The sequence below is a fragment of the Paenibacillus sp. D9 genome (assembly GCF_001188365.1).
Lineage (GTDB): Bacteria > Bacillota > Bacilli > Paenibacillales > Paenibacillaceae > Paenibacillus_O > Paenibacillus_O humicus.
The window spans coordinates 5,318,448-5,338,644 of the sequence record NZ_JZEJ01000001.1 but is presented as its reverse complement, the minus strand read 5'-3'; the positions used below and the strand labels follow the sequence as shown (position 1 = coordinate 5,338,644).

The following is a 20,197-nucleotide window of genomic DNA, read 5'->3' as shown; positions in this document are numbered from 1 at the left end:
ACGGTGAAGAACGCAAAGGCAAACCGAGTCCCGCATGCCGGCATCCCGGCATGGTGATGTCCGTCTCTATCCTCGGAGCAGCAGCTCCGCAAGCGTCCGCGTCATGACTCCGGTCGCGCCCTTGGTTTCCCAGCCTCGTGCGCGGCTGATCCAAGCCGTACCGGCGATGTCGATGTGAAGCCAAGGCTTCTCTTCCGCGAAAGCCCCGATGAACATGCCGGCGATGCTGGCCGCAGCGTAGCTGCCGCCTTTGTTCTTCAGGTCGGCGGCCTCGGAATCGAGCTGCTTCCGGTACTCCGGATAGGCCGGCAGCGGCCACACCCGCTCGCCGGACCGCTTGGAGGCTTCCTGCAAGCCGCTCAGCAGCTCGTCGTCGTTGCCCATGATGCCGGAGGTGATATCGCCGTAAGCCGCCACGACCGCGCCGGTCAGCGTCGCGACATCGACAAGCTTTGTCGCTCCCCGCCGAATCGCTGTCGTAAGGCCGTCCGCCAGCACGATGCGTCCCTCCGCATCGGTGTTGACGATTTCCACCGTCATGCCGTTCATCATCGTCACGACGTCTCCCGGCTTGAAAGCCCGGTCGGAAATCATGTTCTCCGCCGCTGGAATGACCGCCACCACGTTGACCTTCGGCTTCTCGATTGCGATGATGCGCATCGCTCCGAGCACGGCTGCCGCCCCGCCCATATCCATGATCATGTCTTCCATTCCCGCGATCCGCTTCAAGGAGTATCCGCCCGTATCGAAGGTGACCCCTTTGCCGACGAGGCCCCATTTCTCCTCGCTGCCGGGATCGCCCTCATAATGGAGCACGATCATTCGCGGCTGATGCTGGCTTCCCTTGCCTACCGCGAGCAGTCCGCCCATGCCCTGCTCGTGGGCGCTCCACTCGTCGATGACTTCGCAGTCCAGGCCGTACTCGGCTGCAAGGCGTTCCGCATGTTCGGCGAGCGCCTCCGGAATCAGCTCATTCGCCGGAAGATGGACGAGATCCCTGGCCTCGGCGACCGCTTCGGCCATGACGATGCCCCGTTGGACGCCCGCTTCCCACTGCTTCCGCAGATCGGCATCGACGCCGTCTGGAAGATGGACAGCCAGCTCCGCCGAAGCCTGCTCCTTGGGAGCTCCCGTCGTTTTGGTCCGGTCATAGGCCCCGAGCAGGATGCCCTCCGCCAGAGCCTGGCCGGCTTGAGCCGTCGTGCAGCCGCTTGTTCCGCCGTACAGCTGCGCCGTTACGAGCAGCCTTGCGGCAGAGGCGCGGCTGGGGCGGACTTCCTTGGAAGCCAACGCTCCGAGGCGGCGGATGTCGTCCGCATCCAGAGTGCCGGAGGACAAGCCGATGAATGCCGCGCTGCCTGCGGGATGAAGCCCGAGAAGAGGCATCGTCTGCCCGGGCTGGCCGCTTTTGAGCAGCCCTTTGGACGCCAGTGCCTGAACCGCTTGCCGAATGGCCGGAACGGAGAGCGGATCCTCTTCCTGCCCGGCTGCTGTTGCATCGTTCTCATCCTGCAGGCCGGCAGCATCCACCGGCCGAATGATCAGCTCCCAATCCTGGTTGGATTGAGGCTCCGTATATTTCAACTTGATTTTCATTGTTGTCATCCTTTCCCTATCCCGTCTATTAAAAAGCAAAAAACGGGAGCTTGTACCCTCCCGATTTTAAGCCCTTACTCTGCGATTGGCAAATAAACGGTGAACACCGTACCTTGACCGGCAGAGCTGGTAACGCGGATCGTGCCGCCGTGATTGCGGATGATCCGGTAGCTGACCGACAAGCCGAGACCCGTGCCGGACTCCTTGGTCGTAAAAAAAGGATCGAACAGACGGTTTAGCGTCGAACGATCCATTCCTTTGCCGTTGTCCTTGACGGTGATTTCGGCAAATCCGGCTTGTCTTCGCAGCACCACATCGATCCTTCCGGGCCTCTCCCCGTTCAGCTCTCCGATGGCATCCATCGCATTCTTGAATATATTCAGAACGACCTGCTTGATCTGCTTGACGTCGATGGAGACCAGCATGTCGACTTCATGCGATTCCAGGTAAATCTCGCAATTGTGCAGGAGCGCCTCGCTCTCGCTGAGCAGGCTGACTTCTTTGAGCAATGATGTCAGGGAGATGGTTTGCTTCATCGGTGCCGTAGGCTTGGAGGAGTTGAGGAACTCATAGATGATGTCGTTGGCCCGGTCGATCTCGGCCACCATGATCTTGGCGTATTCTTCTTTGCCCAGCTCGACCAGATGAGGCCGGAGCAGCTGGATGAATCCCCGTATCGAGGTCAGGGGATTGCGTATTTCATGCGCGATGGATGCGGCGATCTTGCCGAGCATCGCCAGCTTGTCGTTCTGGTATGCCGTCTGCTCGATCTGCTTGTACTCGGACACGTCCTTCATGCTGATCAGATAATCGCCGTCCAGCTGCTCGCTGGAGGTGGCCGTAATCAGCAGATGCCGTCCGCTGCTGTCCTGGAACTCGAAGTATTTGTTTCGGCGAAGGATGATTTCCCGGTAGAGCCTCACCAGCAGCCGCCTCGTCGTGCGGCTCAGCTGCTGATGCCTCAAAATATCGAGGATGCTGCAGCCGATCAGCGTTTTGCGGGGAACGTCCAGGAATCTCGCCATCTGCAGATTCATGAACGTCAGCATGTTGTCGTTGTCGAAGAGGGCGATGCCGCTGTCCATATGCTGCAGGACATTCTCATACTTGCTCTTGACCCTCTCGAAGGAACGATAAGAGCGGGAGAGCATCTCCCGCATCTCCGTGTACCTCTGATCCGGCGTCCGCTCCTGCTGATGCCGGAACCGGTAGGCGACCATCAGCTCGATCAAAAATAGAAAGGACCGGTTGTACAGTTCCAGCGCTTCCTCCGACTCTACGTTGAGGACGATGTTGCGCATGCATTCTTCATGGACGGCTATAACCTCTTCGGGGCCGATATTGTGAAAGGTCTTCCCAAGTTCCGTAGCCTGATAGAGCGAAGCCTCGCTACCGCTGCGGATGTATTCGGCAAGCGCCGGAAAATAGCGCTTTCGAATTGCCTGCATTAACTCTGCTCCTCTCCTGTGGCGAACAGCTGAAGCTGCACCGGCGTAGAGTCCATGTAGTAGGAGGGAGGCAGCCACTTGCGGAAAGTGATGCAGGTGCCGACTCGGCGGGTAATGGCCATATCCCATTCCTCGGACCAGAGCGATTTCCATTCTTCCTCCATCTCGGGGGAAAAATCGCTGCTGCCGATCAAGGACCATTCCATTCCGGTTTCACCGGAATCGCCCCTTACCCGTCCCATCAGCATTTGGCTCCTTTGATGCATTTCCACGAAACAGCCTGACAATTCCGATATGGCGTACGCGATCCGCGTCTGGTCGATGATACCGAAGCCGAGATCCCTCGCAAGCTCTCTGCCTCTCTGGCGAGCCTTGATGGCATCCTTGACATTGTTGATGTTGAACAATTCCATCTCCATGTACGAGTCCGCCCCCCCGTTCCATTCTGGATGCTTGGATACGTGTTCAAGCCGTCGTATTCGTACATTTATCATAGGTTTCGCCAATATCAGTGTCAATCGGAAATAATGTCGAATATTGCTAGTTTCGGAAGCATCAGGATAGGTGTGGAGCGGGCTTCCGGCGCGGGGTCAATTCGGCTTGCGCTGTTCGTTATGGCCGCGCTGCTGTCCGGCATGCCGTTCCATTTCTTCATGACGGCGCTTCAAGGCTTCCTCAATCTCTGCTCTTCGTTTCTGCCATGCTTTGCGCGCCTTGTCATCCAGCTTTGCGCGTGCGGCTTCAGCTTTTTCCTTCAGCAGCTTTTCGGCCTCGAGGCGCTTCCGTTCCGGATCGCCGAACGATTTAGGCTCTCCGCCCTGCCAATGCCGATGCTCCGCCCGCTGTCTGGAATCGCGAATCCGCTCGGCGCCCGATCTGTCCCCTGCCCCGGCTGCATCCCGCTTGTAAGCCTTCGCTGACGGCTTGGGAGACGCTGAAGGCTTGGGAGACGCTGACGGCTTGGCCGATTGCTGGCGGACGGCTGCGCCGGCAGGCCGCTCCTGGGGAGCTGGAGATGCCTTTCGTACGGGAGATGCGGGAGGAAGCGCGGTCGCAGCGACTTTCTTCTCGCGTTCAAGCTGCTCCTGCAGCTTCTCGCTGCCGATTTTTTGGCTGTCGCCGACCAAAGCGTCCACGCCTCCGTCCCAGGAGAGGACTTCCCGAATCGCCCCGCTGCGGAATTGATCCAGACTGACATTGTAGCCCTGGCTCTTGGCCAGCAAATACACCGTCATTCTGCCCGTGGACAAGCCTTTGGCGGCCGCCGCCTCCCGAACCGCCTCGGTGGATTCCAGCGAGGTGACATGGATTCCGGAAGCTTGGGCGGAACCGGCTGCGCTCAGCAGCGCCTGCTCGGCCTGCCGGCTCAGCTGCGCCACCGCATTGCCCGCTCCCGCATCCAGCTTGACTCCGGCCAGGATGACTTCCGCTCCGCCGCCGGTGCCCAGATAGGAAGATTCCGCCAGTCTCCGGGCCAGCAGCTCCATGACCTTTTCGGCGGGCAGCCCCTCGTATTGAAGTCCTTCAACGAACGGAAGGGCATCGTCGTTCATCGCCTCCAGCTTGCGCACGTTCAGTTCGCGGTCCACGCCGATTTCAAAGCTGGGATTCACATCCAGGCTGAGGTAAGCGACCACCGGGTGAGCCTCGGCCCGAGCCGCCCAGAAAGCAGGCAGGGCGATCAGAATCAGAATGACGGCGGCGGGAATGAGGCCCTTGGGCATTCTGAGCAGCTTCCGCTGTGCCGTAAGGACGATCTCTTGGCCGATTCTCTCGTCTCCGAGCCCCCTCACTTTCCGGAAGCCGCCTTCTTGCGTCAGCACGACCAGCTTGTTGCCTCTGGCCTCCATGACGATGCCTCTGCTGCTCACAGCCCTGTCCCTCCTGCCTTCTTCTCGATTTGCTCCTTGAGCGCTTCTATATGTATATAATGCTTCAAATAGGGGTACCGCCCGTGGACGAGCAGCGATACGGCGATCAAATATTTCCGGTTGCGCTCGATCGTCTTGCGCGACACGCCGGATAGTTCCGTAAGCTCCTTGACCGGCAGCCGCCGGGTAGCCAGCAGGACGCTGAACAAGCGGTCCTGCTTGGCCAGCTTCGCCGCGATTCCCTGCAGAAGAATCCGGGAATCCTCATGCTTCGGAGATGATTCCGCCAGATCCGCGAATCGGATTCCGTAGGCTGCCAGCTCAGCCGTGAATTCCATGATTTCCTGGCGCCTCTCCTCTGCTTCCTGATCCTGGTTGAAGCGGAGCACCGCCTGCCTGTTGAACGCGAGGGAATAAAACGTCTCCTCTTCTTCCTCCATTTGGAAGGAGCCGGCCGGCAGGGAGCGGATATGCCGCTGTTCCTTGCGGACATGATCGATAAGCCGCCGGCGGATGACCGTCTCGGCGAATCCCGCGAACGAACGGCCGGATTCCGGCGAGAACTGGCTGATCGCTTCATCGAAGGCGATCAGCGAAATGCTGAACTCGTCATCCCGGGAAGGATCGACATATCGCTTGCAGAATCGGCTTGTGACCTTCAGGATAAAGGGCCGGTAGTCGGCGATCAGGCGTTCCCGGGTTGCCCTGTCCCCATCCTGCGCTTGCTTGATCAGCCGGTTCAGCGAATCCGCCTTGTGCCCGGACTCCTCTTTGCGCCTGGCTGAAAGCCCAAGCCATCTTTTGAACAGCATCAGCAGCAAGGGCTGCACCTCGCTTTGTCTATATCATTCGGAGGCAACGCTCCGTTAATGGGAGTGGACGAAAATAAAAAATGCCTCCTGCATCCAGGAGGCATTGAATGGCATCGGTCAGCAGAATCCCTCGGAAGCCCGCTTGGCTTTGAGCTTGTTGCGGCGAAGATTCAAAATCGCCAGCCGCTTCTTCAGCTCTTCTTCCCATGCGTGGTCCCCGAGCTGCTTGGAAAAGCTCAGCAGGTCCAGAGCCATGTCGATCTGGCTGGCCACCACGTCCATCGGATCCTCATGATCGTGGTTGACACAGTTCTCGAAGATGGACTTTCCTTTCTGGTCCACGTAATCCTGGAAGTCGACTTCCGTCACTCCGTCGCCATGCGCATATTCAGCCAATATTTCATATTCGCTCTCTATCATATAATGAATATCCACACGATGGCAAACCGGGCAGAACAAAATAGGGACGTTATGGATGTGAGTCCGGTAATGCCTGAGCGTGCCTTTGGTTCCAATCATGCTTGCTCCGCAGCAGAAACTCATGGTATTTCCCTCCTTGAACTGCCTTTGGCCTATACCTTCCTAGCTTCGGTTTCTTCGCAACAGGTATGGAAATTGTATTCGATGCGGCACCGCATCATTCCTGCGCCCTCTGCTGCTCCTTTGCCGCTGAATTCCGCTCAAAGCGGATTGGGCGGCGGGACTTCGGTCGGCGAATCCGGAATCGGTCCCGGTTCGGACGGCAAGTCCGGAATCTCCGGCACCGGCTGAGGGCCGGGTTGAATCTCCGGAGCGGAAGGCTCGGGCCGAATCTCCGGCTCCTTTGGCGGTTCGACTTCTGGCGAGGCCGGAGGGGCGATCTCCGGCTTGGGCTCTTCCCGGTTGTAGTCCGGCATGACAGTCATTCCTCCCTGTCCAATCATTCGTATTGGTTATCTTTAACCGCCTGGCGCCCGCCGGACGCAGCCTCGATCAAAAAAGGCATCCGTTCCCTTTGGAGCTCGCGTATTTCCCCCGTAATAGCCCGCACGAGCTCCTCGATTTCTGCCGCTTCTTCCAGCCCGACGCTGATCGGAGCCGTGTCCATGATCGTCTTGTCCGCTCCGCCCTCCGGCAGCAGGACCGATTCATCCGATGCAGCCTTTTCAGCCGCCTTCAGCGCCTCTGCTCCCTCTCTCAAAGCGCCCAGCAGCTCCGAGGCCCTTTGGGTCAATTGCTCCACGCGGCGGGTTCTTTCATCTGCCGCTCCCATCAAATGCTCGGTTTTGGCCAGCATTTTCCTGACACGCTCCAAGCCGCTTCGAACCGCTTCGGCGCCATCCGCATGCCGAGCGGAATAGATGCCGGTCGGTTCGGCCGGTTCTGAATGCAAGCTGCCCGCCTCCTTCTGAGTACAAGGTCTATATAGAAAGACGTTGAAAAGGCCAAAGTGGATGTTCTGTCCTGTCTTCAACTATACTCAAATACCCTTTCGATATCCAGATTAACCCAGATGGGCGTTCTCCATAGCTGGAATGCCCGAGGCGGGTCGACAGCACGAACAAAAAAGCCAGGGCGTATGCCCTGGCTTGTCTGCTTGCGAAGGTCAGTTCGTGACGAGGTTCTTGTCGCCCGGCTTCCAGTTCATCGGGCAGAGACCGCCGGATTGGAGCGCTTGAAGGACGCGAAGCGTTTCTTCTACGCTGCGGCCTACGTCGTTGTGGTTGACGACTTGGTATTTCAGCTCGCCTTCCGGATCGATGATGAAGAGACCGCGCAGGGCAATGCCTTCCTCTTCGATCAGGACGCCGTAGTCGCGGGATACCTGCTTCGTGATATCGGCGGCGAGAGGGAAATTCAGCTTGCCCAAGCCGTTGTCGTTCTTAGGCGTGTTGATCCACGCCTTGTGGCTATGGATGCTGTCGATGGATACGCCGAGAATCTCGGTGTTAAGCTTCGTGAATTCGGAAGCCGCATCGCTCAGCGCAGTAATTTCAGTCGGGCATACAAAGGTGAAATCAAGCGGATAAAAGAAGAACACCAGCCATTTGCCGCGATAATCCGAAAGGGATACCTTGCCGAATTGCTGTCCTTGGCCGTCAACGGTCTCCATCGTGAAATCCGGAGCCGGGCGGCCGACCAAACGTTCTGCCATAGGTCTATTTCCTCCTCGACGCGTGAAGCGTGCAGTTTCTTGTCCTGTTCAAACAAGATGATATCATTCCATCCGAACGGAGTCAAAATCGGTTGAAAGGATGACTTGACCGACATAACAAGCTGGAATTCGGAATTCTTGACTCTATTCTGCAAGGCGGGCTTCAGTATTCGGGTTCCATTCGGAAAGGCGGGATCAGCGGATCGCTTCTACAATAAGCCGTCCCATTTCTTCCGTTCCGATCGCCTTGGATTTGTCCACAGCGATATCTCCTGTACGGTGGCCGGCATCGAGAACTTCCTTGACCGCGTCCTCTATCGCCTGCGCCGCGTCCGCATAGCCGAATGTCAGACGGAACATGAGCGCGACGGACAGAATGGTCGCGATCGGGTTGGAGATGCCTTGGCCAGCGATATCCGGCGCCGAGCCGTGGACCGGCTCGTACAGGCCGAAGCTGCCTTCTCCGAGGGAAGCGGAGCTCAGCATGCCGATGGAGCCCGTCAGCATGGCAGCCTCGTCGCTCAGGATATCCCCGAACATGTTCTCCGTCACGATGACGTCGAAGCTCGACGGACGGCGAAGCAGCTGCATGGCGCAGTTGTCGACGAGCACATGCTCAAGCTCCACCTCCGGATACTCCGGCGCGATCCGGTTCACGACCTCGCGCCAGAGGCGGGAAGTCTCCAGCACGTTGGCTTTGTCGACGGAGGCAAGCCGCTTGCCGCGCGTCATGGCGATGTCGAACGCCTGGCGCACGATGCGCTCCACCTCCTGCACGTTGTACACGCAGGTGTCGACCGCCTCTTGGCCATGCTCTCCCTCGCGGCGGAATTTCTCGCCGAAGTAGATGCCGCCCGTCAGCTCGCGCACGACGATCAGGTCGGTACCCTCCAGCACTTCCGGCTTCAAGGTCGAGGCATCCTTCAGGCAGTCGAACACTGTCGCCGGGCGGATGTTGGAGAAGAGCCCGAGCGCCTTGCGGATGCCGAGAAGCCCGGTTTCCGGACGGAGCTCCTTGGTGTTGTTGTCCCATTTCGGCCCGCCTACCGCGCCGAGCAGGACGGCATCCGCCTTCTGGCAAATTTCCAGCGTTTCCTGCGGAAGCGGAGTTCCTTTCTCGTCGATGGCGATTCCGCCGAACAGGCCATGCTCGAATTCAAAGCGGTATTCGTACAGCTCTTCGACTTTCTTGATCACCTTGATGGCTTCGCCGACGACTTCCGGTCCGATTCCGTCGCCCGCGATCACCGCGATTTTCTTTACTTCTGCCATAATGGACACGCTCCCGTCTTCTTCTCAACGATTGATAATCACTATCAACAGTTGTACCACATCGCGCTATAAGGCTCCAAGATAGGATAGCTATCGGTTTGATAGGCATAACCTATAGGTACCGTCAGCCGCCGACCTTCCCCCTTTGTCAGCGGCATTTGTTTCCAATTGTCTCTATCGGAAGTATAATCAGCTATAAAAAAGGCGGTCGAAACGATGAACCCGATCCTGATTGATTTCCCGACAAGCGTCGAGACGGAACGCCTCGTAATGAGGATGGCGCAGCAAGGAGACGGCCCGATGATGAGCGAGACGATCAACGCCTCCCTCGACGAGCTCAGAGCCTGGATGTCCTGGGCTCAGTCCCCTCATAGCGTCGAGCAGGCCGAGCTGAATTCGCGGGAATCGGCGATACGGTTCCTCAAGCGGGAGAAGCTCCGTTTTGTCGCCTTGGAGAAAGCAAGCGGGCAGATGGCGGCATGCGTCGGCCTTCATCATATCGACTGGAACGCCCGCGCATTCGAAATCGGGTACTGGGCGGACAGCCGCCGCGCCGGCAATGGGTACGTGACCGAAGCGGTAGCCGCCATATGCGGCTTCGCCTTCGTCCACCTGGAAGCACGCCGCCTGGAAATCCGCTGCGACAGACTCAATGCGCGGAGCCGGGCGATTCCGGAGAAGCTCGGCTTCCGCCTCGAAGGCATCCTGCAGCAGAGCGAGCTGTCGGCGGACAGGACCGAGTGGCGGGATATGTGCGTTTACGCGAAGCTGAAAGCGGACCCAAGCAGCTGACGCTAATTTTACAAGCAGCTCACGACTTATTTTCAAAAGAGCCTGCAGCTTATTTTCAAAAGAGCTTGCAGCTTGTTTTCAAAAGAGCCTGCAGCTTGTTTTTCAAAAGCAGCTGACAGCTCGATTTCATAAGCTTCTGAAGCCACGCGAAAAAAAGCGCCTGCCCCGATGGGCAGGCGCTTTTGGCCTTCATACCGTTCAGCAAACGTCAGATCAGGCTCATCCGGTCGCGGCGGCCCGGCGCCTTGCGCTTCTCGATAAGGCGGTTGAGCGCATCCGCGTAGGCGCGCGCGCTCGCTTCAAGAATGTCCGTGCTTACTCCCCGGCCTTGCGCCGACACGCCATCCTGCAGCAGCACGACATGGACCTCGCCGAGCGCGTCCTTGCCATGGGTAACCGACTTGATGGAGTAGTCCTCCAGCTCGACCGCTTCTCCGGTCACGAGGTCGATCGCGTTGAACAGCGCGTCGACAGAGCCGTTGCCCTCCGCCGTGCGCGTCTGCACGCCCTGCCCCTCGACCTTGATCGAGACCGTGCCCTTCGGCGTAGAGCGGTTGCCGTAATGGACCTCCACCGTCTCCAGGGCATAGATTTCCGGCGTGTCGACCAGCTTCTCCTCCAGCATCGCCAGCAGATCGTCGTCCGTCACGTTCTTCTTGCGGTCGGCGAGATCCTTGAACTTGGCGAAGGCCGCATTCAAGGCTTCGTCCTCCAGCTCGTAGCCGAGATCGATCAGCTTCTCCCGGAACGCATGGCGGCCGGAGTGCTTGCCCATGACGAGCTTCGATTCCTTCACGCCGATCGTATCGGGAGAAATAATCTCGTACGTCGTCTTCTCCTTCAGCATGCCGTCCTGATGGATGCCCGACTCATGCGCAAAAGCGTTCGCCCCGACGATCGCCTTGTTGCCCGGCACGACCATGCCGGTCAGCTTGCTGACCAGACGGCTGGTACGCGCGATTTCCTTGAGATGAAGCCCGGTCTTGGCGCCGTACAGCGCCGCTCTCGTCTCCAGCGCCAGCGCGACCTCTTCAATCGCCGTGTTGCCGGCGCGCTCGCCGATGCCATTGATTGTGCCCTCGATCTGGTCGGCTCCGTTGAGGATGGCAGCCAGAGCGTTCGCCGTCGCCATGCCGAGATCGTCATGGCAGTGGGCGCTGAGCTGGATGCCGTCGATGCCGGGTACGGTTTCCTTCAGCGTCTTGAAGATATGGCCGAACTCGGCCGGAGTCATATACCCGACCGTATCGGGGATGTTCACGACGGTAGCGCCCGCCTTGATCGCCATCTCGGTCACTTCGCACAGGAAATCCAGCTCCGTGCGGCCCGCATCCTCCGGCGAGAATTCAATCTTGGCGAAGCGCTGCTTCGCGTAGCGGATCGCTTTGTCCGCCGCCGCCAGCACCTGCTCCTTCTCCATCTTCAGCTTGTGCTTGCGGTGGATCGGCGAGGTCGCGAGAAAAATATGGATGCAAGGGTCGGCCGCGTCCTTGAGAGCTTCCCAGGCCGCGTCGATATCCTTTTCCACCGCGCGGGCAAGGCCGATGACCGTTGCCTGCTTGACTGCTGCGGCCACGGCCTGCACGGCGGCCAGATCCCCTGGCGACGCGGCCGGAAAACCTGCCTCGATGCGGTCCACGCCCAGCTTTTCGAGCTGAAGGGCGATTTCCACCTTTTCCTTGGTATTCAGGTTGACTCCGGGCGACTGCTCGCCATCGCGAAGCGTCGTATCGAAAATATAGATTTTGCGCACGCCGGCACCTCCGTTTCTTGAGTATATGCGGATTTAATCCATTGAAGCGGCGAACGCGCCTCTTTCCTTGGGGAAGAAGCGCGCGGCCTGTGGGAAGCGGACAAGTCCGCTTCTATGGATGCGCCTGCGGGGCGCTTCTGATGCTTGTTCCTTACTTCTTGATCCAGTGCATCAGCTCGCGAAGCTGCGCGCCTGTCTTCTCGATCGCATGCTCCGACTCGTTGCGGCGGGTAGCCGTAAGCATCGCGCGGCCGGATTTGTTCTCAAGGATGAAGTCGCGTGCGAATTTGCCCTGCTGGATGTCGGAAAGAACTTCCTTCATCGCTTTTTTCGTTTCGTCGGTCACGATGCGGGGACCGGTGACATAGTCGCCGTATTCGGCCGTGTTGGAGATGGAATCGCGCATGGACGCAAGGCCGCCTTCATACATCAGGTCGACGATCAGCTTCAGCTCGTGGAGACACTCGAAGTAAGCCATCTCCGGAGCGTAGCCGGCTTCAACGAGCGTTTCGAATCCGGCTTTGACCAGGGCGGAAGTACCGCCGCAGAGAACGGCTTGCTCGCCGAACAGGTCGGTCTCGGTCTCTTCGCGGAAGGAAGTCTCGAATACTCCGGCGCGCGTGCAGCCGATGCCCTTCGCGTAAGCAAGGCCGATTGCTTGAGCGTTGCCCGTAGCGTCCTGCTCGACCGCGATGAGTCCAGGAACGCCGAAGCCTTCCACGTACGTCCGGCGGACCATGTGGCCCGGGGATTTAGGAGCGACGAGCAGTACGTCGGTGTCCTTGCTCGGCACGATTTGGCCGAAGTGGACGTTGAAGCCGTGGGAGAACATGAGAGCCGCGCCTTTTTTGAGGTTGGGAGCGATCTCGTCGTTGTATACCTGGGCTTGCGTTTCGTCCGGCATCAGAATTTGGACAACGTCCGCCTTGCGGGTCGCGTCGGCCACGGATACGACTTCGAAGCCGTCATTGCGGGCTTTGTCGGCGGACTTGCCTTCGCGCAGGCCGATGACGACCTTGACGCCGCTGTCGCGCAGGTTCTGCGCCTGAGCGTGTCCTTGGCTGCCGTATCCGATTACTGCTACCGTTTTTCCTTGCAGAACACTGAGGTCCGCGTCGTTTTCGTAGAATAATTTAACTGCCATGATGAGATGATGCCTCCTTTGGATTGAAACCCCTTTGAGCGGGTGTTTAAAGAGATGACGCATTAAAGCTGGCTTTTGCTAAAGCTAGTTCATGCTTTGTCTCAGGTTCTCGCTGCTGCAGAAGCCAGAACTTGCTTTGTCGTCGATCTCCCTAAACTCCCGCTCAAAGTCGGCTTTATAGGTAGAAGTTATAGCATTATAGGCGCGTTGTCGAACTTATCAAAAAATTCAAACTAGGATCGGACAGCTCCGCGATTCATCGCGGTTACGCCGGTGCGGCTGAGCTCGCGGATGCCGTAAGGGCGCAGCAGCTCGATCATCGCGTCGATCTTGTCGGGTCCTCCGACGGCTTGAACGATGAGAGTGCTCGGTCCGATATCGACGACGGCAGCGCGGAATGTCTCGACCACTCCGAGAATTTCCGGTCTCGCGGACGGCTCGGCGGTGACCTTGATCAAGGCCAGCTCCCGCTCCACCATCGGATTGGCGCTCACATCGACGACCTTGATGACGTCGATCAGCTTATAGAGCTGCTTGGATACCTGCTCGAGGAGCTTGTCGTCTCCGCCGGTGACGATGACCATGCGTGACAGTCCGGCCTCTTCGCTGGCGCCTACCGTGATGCTTTCGATATTGAAGCCGCGGCGTCCGAACAATCCGGATACGCGCTGCAGCACTCCAGGCTGGTTGTTGACGAGTACGGCGATCGTGTATTTGCGGTTCATTGTTCATCCCCCATGAGCATGACGTCAATGGTGTTGCCCTGGGTTACCATCGGGAATACATTCTCATGCTTGCGGACAACGAATTCCACGACTGCAGGACCGGGATGCGCGAGCGCTTCTTTCCACGCCGCCTCGGCTTCTTCCTTGTTGGAAGCCCTGAAGCCTTTGACTCCGTATGCATCGGCCAGCTTGACGAAGTCCGGGCTTCCGGCGAGGTCGATATGGCTGTACCGGTTGTCGTAGAGAATTTCTTGCCACTGGCGGACCATTCCAAGCACCTGATTGTTGATGATGGCGACCTTGACCGGAATGTTGTTGATGGCGCAGATCGCGAGCTCCTGCGCGCACATCTGCATGCCGCCGTCTCCGTTGATGCTGACGACGACACGTTCGGGATTGGCCATCTGGGCGCCGATCGCGGAAGGGAATCCGAAGCCCATCGTGCCGAGACCTCCCGAGGTGACCCAGGAACGAGGCTTGTTGAAACGATAATATTGGGCTGCCCACATTTGATGCTGGCCGACGTCGGTCGTCACGATTGCGTCGCCGTTCGTCGTATCGTGGATCATGCTGATGACCCATTGCGGCTTGAGCTCGGTGTCGGAATCCTGGTAGCGGAGCGGCTGCTCCGTTTTCCAAGCCTGGATCTGGGCTCTCCATGCATCCGCTTTGGCGGCATAGCCGACTTCTTCGTTGAGCAGGCCAAGCGTGATTTTCACATCGCCGACAATCGGAATGTCGGTCGGGACGTTTTTGCCGATTTCGGCCGGGTCGATATCGATGTGGACGATTTTGGCCTTCGGCGCAAAGCCGTCCAGCTTCATCGTCACCCGGTCATCGAAGCGCGCGCCGATATTGATCAGCAGGTCGCTCTCCTGAATGGCCTTGTTCGAAGCATAGGCTCCGTGCATGCCCGGCATGCCGACCCACAGGTCGTTGCCGCTCGGGAATCCGCCGAGGCCAAGAAGCGTCGTCGTGACCGGGATGCCGGTCTTCGTGACGAATTCCAGCAGCTCTTCATGCCCTCCGGAGTAAACCACTCCTCCGCCTGCCAGGATGAGCGGACGCTCCGCTTCGCCGATCGCCTTCGCCAGCTTGTCGAGCTGAGGCTTGCGAGGCGTCGTATTGGGGTTGTAGCCTCTCAGGCTGACTTCGCCGCTCACCGGCTCGAACATGGTCATCGCGGCCGATACATCTTTCGGAATATCGATCAGCACCGGCCCTTTCCGGCCCGTGTTCGCGATGTGGAACGCTTCGTGAATGACACGCGGCAGCTCTTCGGCCGTCCGCACCAGGAAGCTGTGCTTCGTGATCGGCATGGTGATTCCCGTAATGTCCGCTTCCTGGAAAGCGTCCGTGCCGATGAGATTGGTCGCTACGTTGCCCGTGATGACGACGAGCGGCACGCTGTCCATATAAGCTGTCGCGATGCCGGTGACGAGGTTCGTCGCCCCCGGTCCCGAAGTGGCGATGCACACCCCGACCTTGCCGGATGCCCTCGCATAACCGTCGGCCGCATGGATCGCTCCCTGCTCGTGCCGAGTGAGCACATGGTGGAAATCCGAGAACCCGTGCATGGCGTCGTAGATATACAATACCGCGCCGCCGGGATAACCGAATACACATTCCACGCCTTCGAGCACCAGGCTGCGGAGAAGAATTTCGGAGCCGCTGATCACTTCCGGCTTCCTCATTTTTTCCATGATTTCTTCCTTGGATTTCAGAGCCTCGCCCTGCATAACCATCATGTGTTCCTCCCTTCGTGAATGACGGCGGCGGTGTCGACGGTCCGCCTTCGTCTCCTTTCAAGTCCAATGACGCAAGCGTTGCGTTGCGCCGCCCGCTTACACGGTGAACGCAGCGCGGAAAACAAAAAAGTCTTTCGCCCGCTATGCCGAAGCATAGGGACGAAAGACTGTATCTTCCGTGGTACCACCCAGGTTTGCTGCCGCATTTCGCAATGCGGAGCCTCATGAAGTAGAAAAGGGCGTGCACGCCTGATCATTCTACTTCGGCATTTTAACGCATGCCATGCGATTCTCCCTACTAAGACCGGTGTCTTTTCAGGAAAACAGCTCCGAGGTGAGCTCGTTGGAAAGGGATGCTGGCGGCGGTTGCAGCGGGATCCGTCGCTCTCTGTACAGTAGGGCCCTTAACACTTCGTCCTCATCATAGCCGATTGGGTATAAGCTTGAGACTTATTATAGGTCTGTCATTACCATCCGTCAATACCAAGTGTATGCACAAACGAGAAAAGTTATGTACAAGGCTCCTCAAGCTGCTGTTTCGCAACCTCGGGGGCCGCTGCATAGAATAAGGTTGCGGAAGCCGGGTTTCGATCGCCCGCGCCATCCAGCCTCGTCCAGCCAGAAGGGAAGACGGCTTGCGTGAAAACCTCCATCCACTACCGCCCGATGAACGAGCGCAAAGATCTCGATGGGCTTGTCCGCCTGATCCGCACGGAATTGCTGCCCTTGTCCTACAGCACCGAGACCGATGATCCGACCGTCATCCGTTCCTTGCCCGGACGATTCCGCGATGGGAGGACGATCGTCGCCGTCGCAGGCAAAAAAGGCGAGCCTGCGGGATTCGTCCACTACCAGTTCCTACAGGGCATTCTCCATATCGACATGCTGGCTGTCCATCGCGACTGCCGGAATGCCGGAGTCGGCGGCAGTCTGATGAAGCAAGCCGAAGCCGCGGGAGCTGCCGAGGGCTGTGTCCTCGCCCTCCTCTTCGTGGACGACGCCAATGATAAGGCGCGCCGGTTCTACGAACGCATAGGGTACGAACCGGTGCGCCATCATGAGAGCTACAAGGTGACCGAGCTGCTCAAGCCGCTATAGTCCTTGCACCGGCGGGCGAGGCAGCACAGCGCTTAGTAGAATCCTTTGCCGCCGCCGTATGGCGGGCAGCATCCGGGGCCGTACGGACCGGGGCCGCCAGGGCCGGGGCCGTACGGACCGTAAGGGCCGGGACCGCCGGGACCGCCGGGACCGTACGGACCGTACGGACCGGGACCGAATCCGCCTCCGAACCCTCCCCCCGCAAAGAAGGGAATGGTTCCGATCGCGAGCAGGTCGAACAGGACGAGAGGGAGAATGAATGCTCTCGTACCCGCCTTCTGTCCAGACTCTACGGGGCGGATATACAACCGGTCATTCGCGAATTTTTCCAGCTTTCCGCTGGCGACGGTTCCGTCCTTGCGCATGACATATACTTCTTTGCCCACCAGGGCGCGTACTTGTTCCTTGGAAATCGCAGACAACGCTATTCCTCCTTTCCCGTTCCTTTCAGCTTATTCAGGAAAGGAGCCCGACGCCTGTACAGATGTCTATGCCCCGGGCAAATTCGTGGAACGGCCTGCTGCCGGCTATGCGCCGGCTTCGCCTTTCTTCGCCGCAGCGCAGGTCGAAACGAGTGGATACCAGCAGAGGAGGAAACAAAAAAAGAGCCGGCTGCCCGGGGATTCGCATCCCGGACAACCGGCTCTTTATATTAAGCGTTCAGCTTTTGCTTGGCAACGTCAGCCAGGCTGTTGAACGAACCGATGTCGTTCACGGCCAGGTCGGCAAGAACCTTGCGGTTCACTTCGACGCCGGCTTGCTTCAGGCCGAACATGAATTTGCTGTAGGAAAGGCCGTTAAGACGCGCAGCAGCGTTGATGCGCACGATCCACAGCTTGCGGAAGTCGCGTTTTACTTGGCGACGATCGCGGTAAGCGTAAAGCAGGGATTTGCCTACCTGCTCCTTTGCTGTTTTAAATAGACGGTGCTTGGAACCGAAGTAACCTTTTGCGAGCTTCAGAATCCGTTTACGGCGACGGGCGCGAACGAATCCGCCTTTTACTCTTGCCATGATGATACCCTCCTGTAAGTTCTAATATCAATAAACCGGTAAAAATGGACTATTTCAGTTGAGCGAGGCCTTGAGCCAGACGACGAATGTCGCCCGCCGCCATGTTCGGCTGGGTAGCCAGAACGCGCTTCGCACGGCCGGATTTGTGGGAGAGAAGGTGATTACGGTAAGCTTTGTAGCGTTTAACTTTGCCAGTTCCCGTAATTTTGAAGCGGTCTTTCAGACTGCTATGAGTCTTCATCTTTGGCATGTCGATATCCTCCTTGAATTAATCTAGCTTAGTTGGTGTTCTTAGGTGCCAAAATCATGATCATGCTGCGTCCTTCCAGTTTCGGCACACGTTCGACGTTGACGATGTCGTTGACTTCCTTGAGCAGACGCTCCAGGATGCGCTGACCGACATCGGCATGCGCGATCTCGCGGCCGCGGAAGCGGACCGAGGCTTTGACCTTGTCGCCTTCGCCGAGGAACTTGATGACGTTGCGAAGCTTGGTCTGATAATCGTGCTCGTCGATGTTGGAGCGGAACCACACTTCCTTCAGATCAACCGTCTTCTGGTTTTTGCGGGCTTCCTTGTCCTTCTTCTGCTGCTCGTAACGGAACTTGCCATAGTCCATGATCCGGCATACCGGAGGCTTGGCCTGCGGGGCTACGTTGACGAGGTCCATGTTGGCGTCGATGGCCATCTGCAGGGCTTCGCGGAGCGGCTTGATGCCGAGCTGCTCGCTCTCGGGACCGACCAGGCGTACTTCACGTGCCCGGATATCGTCATTAATTTGATGATCTCTGCTAATAATCGTCCACCTCCGAATGGGATTGGTTCCAATGATGCCTTCAACCATAATAAAAAGCGGATCCGACAGATCGGACCCGCTTGACACTCCGTATGGGCGGATGCGCCTCTCGCAAGGAGAGCCATCCGGCTACAGGTATCGCCGACCAGCCGACAACTATCGGTCAGGTGAGAAGCGGGTGCTTCTGCTTATGCGAAAGATATTGGAAAACAACTTTGACTACTATATCATGCCCTGCAAGGCATGTCAACCACCATTCCAGATTGCATAAAGGCCAGCACCGAACAATCAGGAAGCCTGCTTGCTCTGCACTTCCTCCAGACGGATGACGCGCGTATGCTGCGTATGGCTCCACTGCTTGTTGTTCTGCGTGAAGAACGCATAGAACGTGATCGGCAGCCAGCTCAGCTGGAAGAAGATCATGGAGACGAGATGGGCATACATCTTGCCGGACTTGATGCCTTCCAGAGCCATGACGAGCGGGAACATCAGCGCAGCCGCGAGGAATGCGGCTCCAGCCGCCCAGACAGGCAGGTACGCGTAAATGGAAGTAAAGATGTTGTCGGCCGGAATGATGTTGTCGATCCAGATCAGCGCCGTGCCGACGAAGCCAAGGAACGTCGTGTAGGCAGAGATCGAATAGAGCGCCGCATCGAACTTGACGAAATTGCGTTCCTTGATGCTTGCCCAGAGCAGCGGGAAGAAATAATGGCGGGCAACCGTGAAGTGCCCTTGCATCCAGCGGAGACGCTGGCGGGCCGAAGCCTTGAAGCTGACCGGCTTTTCGTCGTAAACCTTGGCGTCGTAGTTGAGCACCGGATGGACGCCCCGCTGAACGCAGCGCATGGAGAACTCAAGGTCCTCGACGAGGCTGGTGGCGCCCCATCCCATTTCTTTGAGCAGCGCGGTGTCGAACGTCATGCCCGTGCCGCCGAGGAAGTTGGCCATGCCGAGATTTTTACGGGACAGCTGCCAGAGGCGGTTGCAATACCAATACGTGATGCCGTACGAGGCTGTAACCCAGGAGTCATCGGGGTTTTTCGTATCGAGATAGCCCTGGATGACCTGATGGCCTTCGACGAGATCGTTGTTCATATGGGTCAGGAAATCCGTTTTGACGAGGTTGTCGGCATCGAACATGACGACAGCATCATACTGGCGCGGCATTGCCCACAGTTCCTTGAGCATCCACTCGATGGCGTAGCCTTTGCCCTTCAGCTGATTGTTGCGGCGCTCGCAGGCATGGACGCCCATGCTCCGGGCGATGTCCGCCGTGCCGTCCGTGCAGTTGTCGCAGATGACGAACACATCGTAAAGCTCTTTCGGGTAATCCAGGTTTTTCAAGTTCTCGATCAATGCGCCGACGACTTTCTCTTCGTTGTGCGCGGCAACCAGGACGGCAAACGATTTTTGCGGCTTGTGCTGGACGCGGTTCTTTTTCCTGCGGATGCCGAACAGCGCCAGAACGAACTGGTACACCCCGATAAAAGCAAGGAAAATCTGCAAAGCGATCATAACGGAATTAGCGATCATGCGAGTGTTGCCCCCTTGAGACCCCAATTTTAATATTCTCTCTGTACGTTCGGGCTCATTTTCTCTTTGTCGTTTTTTTGTCTGTGTCTGCTTTTTGTAATGTGTCTCTGTCTGTGTCAGCTTTTTGTAAAATGACCATTCTGATTTTCCACGGTTCCCCGCTCTTTGTCAAAAGCAGAAAAACGTTCCTAACGCCCCAAACAAACAAGAAAAACGCTTGCATCAGCCGCTAACGGGTAGGATACCCTTATTTGCGTGCCTTAACCGCCGTTCTCGTGCATTTGCTGGCGTTTTGATGCTTTCGTCCTTAACTACGACTGTCATGCGGGAAAAGTTCCGGACAAGCGACAGCAGGTCTTGTCGAAGCTGTGAACAACGGGGATCCCAAGTCCCATGCGGCCCGGACCTTCCTCCATCATTACCATCCCGACAATAGAATAAAACCTTTTCCGGGACACAAAGCGT

21 protein-coding genes are annotated in these 20,197 nt (G+C 57.9%); 2 read left to right on the top strand and 19 right to left on the bottom strand.

All coding sequences use genetic code 11. The features are described 5' to 3' along the window. Positions 1–66 precede the first annotated feature (66 nt). From VE23_RS23925 to leuB, 10 genes are all read right to left on the bottom strand, one after another. Positions 67–1,596, bottom strand: coding sequence for a leucyl aminopeptidase (locus VE23_RS23925; protein ID WP_049869372.1), 1,530 nt, complete (start codon positions 1,594–1,596; stop codon positions 67–69). Positions 1,597–1,670: 74 nt separating this feature from the next. Beyond that, complete coding sequence (locus tag VE23_RS23920) at positions 1,671–3,044, bottom strand: ATP-binding protein (protein ID WP_048744724.1); 1,374 nt, start codon at positions 3,042–3,044, stop codon at positions 1,671–1,673. Then, a complete protein-coding gene (locus VE23_RS27155) occupies positions 3,044–3,463 on the bottom strand; it encodes a hypothetical protein (RefSeq protein ID WP_048744722.1) in 420 nt (139 codons plus the stop codon). Before VE23_RS27155 ends, VE23_RS23920 begins: the two co-directional genes overlap by 1 nt. 171 nt (positions 3,464–3,634) lie before the next feature. Continuing rightward, positions 3,635–4,915: an anti-sigma factor domain-containing protein gene (locus tag VE23_RS23910; protein ID WP_049869370.1), complete on the bottom strand. Its 1,281-nt coding sequence runs from the start codon at positions 4,913–4,915 to the stop codon at positions 3,635–3,637. Next, positions 4,912–5,727 (bottom strand): RNA polymerase sigma factor SigI, encoded by an 816-nt coding sequence (gene sigI, locus VE23_RS23905; RefSeq protein WP_232317085.1) that lies wholly within the window; start codon positions 5,725–5,727, stop codon positions 4,912–4,914. The genes VE23_RS23910 and sigI overlap by 4 nt, the downstream gene beginning before the upstream one ends. Positions 5,728–5,844: 117 nt before the next feature. Next, positions 5,845–6,270 (bottom strand): hypothetical protein, encoded by a 426-nt coding sequence (locus VE23_RS23900; RefSeq protein ID WP_049869367.1) that lies wholly within the window; start codon positions 6,268–6,270, stop codon positions 5,845–5,847. Positions 6,271–6,407: 137 nt separating this feature from the next. Beyond that, positions 6,408–6,623, bottom strand: coding sequence for a hypothetical protein (locus VE23_RS23895; RefSeq protein ID WP_021878421.1), 216 nt, complete (start codon positions 6,621–6,623; stop codon positions 6,408–6,410). Between the two features lie 23 nt (positions 6,624–6,646). Beyond that, positions 6,647–7,099 (bottom strand): hypothetical protein, encoded by a 453-nt coding sequence (locus VE23_RS23890; RefSeq protein WP_049869366.1) that lies wholly within the window; start codon positions 7,097–7,099, stop codon positions 6,647–6,649. Positions 7,100–7,312: 213 nt separating this feature from the next. Then, positions 7,313–7,861: a peroxiredoxin gene (locus VE23_RS23885; protein WP_021878419.1), complete on the bottom strand. Its 549-nt coding sequence runs from the start codon at positions 7,859–7,861 to the stop codon at positions 7,313–7,315. A gap of 195 nt (positions 7,862–8,056) precedes the next feature. Further along, positions 8,057–9,133: a 3-isopropylmalate dehydrogenase gene (gene leuB, locus VE23_RS23880; RefSeq protein WP_048744718.1), complete on the bottom strand. Its 1,077-nt coding sequence runs from the start codon at positions 9,131–9,133 to the stop codon at positions 8,057–8,059. Between the two features lie 216 nt (positions 9,134–9,349). On the opposite strand from leuB, the gene VE23_RS23875 reads away from it, so the two are divergent. Beyond that, on the top strand, positions 9,350–9,925 hold the full coding sequence (locus VE23_RS23875) for a GNAT family N-acetyltransferase (protein ID WP_048744716.1): 576 nt from the start codon (positions 9,350–9,352) through the stop codon (positions 9,923–9,925). A 208-nt stretch (positions 9,926–10,133) separates the two neighbouring features. On the opposite strand, the gene VE23_RS23870 is transcribed toward VE23_RS23875, so the two are convergent. The 4 genes from VE23_RS23870 to ilvB form a co-directional block, all read right to left on the bottom strand. Further along, on the bottom strand, positions 10,134–11,678 hold the full coding sequence (locus VE23_RS23870) for a 2-isopropylmalate synthase (RefSeq protein WP_048744715.1): 1,545 nt from the start codon (positions 11,676–11,678) through the stop codon (positions 10,134–10,136). A gap of 151 nt (positions 11,679–11,829) precedes the next feature. Next, positions 11,830–12,822, bottom strand: a complete 993-nt coding sequence (gene ilvC, locus VE23_RS23865) for a ketol-acid reductoisomerase (protein ID WP_048744713.1) — start codon at positions 12,820–12,822, stop codon at positions 11,830–11,832. 233 nt (positions 12,823–13,055) lie between these two features. Then, entirely contained in the window at positions 13,056–13,547 is a 492-nt protein-coding gene (gene ilvN / locus VE23_RS23860; protein ID WP_049869364.1) for an acetolactate synthase small subunit, read from the bottom strand. Continuing rightward, positions 13,544–15,292, bottom strand: coding sequence for a biosynthetic-type acetolactate synthase large subunit (gene ilvB / locus VE23_RS23855; RefSeq protein ID WP_048744711.1), 1,749 nt, complete (start codon positions 15,290–15,292; stop codon positions 13,544–13,546). Before ilvB ends, ilvN begins: the two co-directional genes overlap by 4 nt. A 642-nt stretch (positions 15,293–15,934) precedes the next feature. Here ilvB and VE23_RS23850 point away from each other — a divergent pair. After that, positions 15,935–16,393 carry a GNAT family N-acetyltransferase gene (locus VE23_RS23850; protein ID WP_021878410.1) on the top strand — a complete coding sequence of 153 codons (459 nt, stop codon included), beginning with the start codon at positions 15,935–15,937 and terminating at the stop codon, positions 16,391–16,393. Between the two features lie 32 nt (positions 16,394–16,425). Here the strand turns inward: VE23_RS23850 and VE23_RS23845 are convergent, their stop codons facing one another. From VE23_RS23845 to VE23_RS23825, 5 genes are all read right to left on the bottom strand, one after another. Next, the gene (locus VE23_RS23845) at positions 16,426–16,815 is read right to left on the bottom strand and encodes a hypothetical protein (protein ID WP_176587493.1); all 390 of its coding nucleotides are present in this window, start codon (positions 16,813–16,815) and stop codon (positions 16,426–16,428) included. A gap of 230 nt (positions 16,816–17,045) precedes the next feature. Then, positions 17,046–17,405, bottom strand: coding sequence for a 50S ribosomal protein L20 (rplT, locus tag VE23_RS23840; RefSeq protein WP_048744710.1), 360 nt, complete (start codon positions 17,403–17,405; stop codon positions 17,046–17,048). Positions 17,406–17,454: 49 nt separating this feature from the next. After that, positions 17,455–17,655, bottom strand: a complete 201-nt coding sequence (gene rpmI / locus VE23_RS23835; RefSeq protein ID WP_021881591.1) for a 50S ribosomal protein L35 — start codon at positions 17,653–17,655, stop codon at positions 17,455–17,457. Between the two features lie 28 nt (positions 17,656–17,683). Further along, a complete protein-coding gene (gene infC, locus VE23_RS23830; protein ID WP_083436217.1) occupies positions 17,684–18,247 on the bottom strand; it encodes a translation initiation factor IF-3 in 564 nt (187 codons plus the stop codon). 240 nt (positions 18,248–18,487) lie between these two features. Continuing rightward, on the bottom strand, positions 18,488–19,729 hold the full coding sequence (locus VE23_RS23825) for a glycosyltransferase family 2 protein (protein ID WP_049869842.1): 1,242 nt from the start codon (positions 19,727–19,729) through the stop codon (positions 18,488–18,490). Between the last annotated feature and the right edge of the window lie 468 nt (positions 19,730–20,197).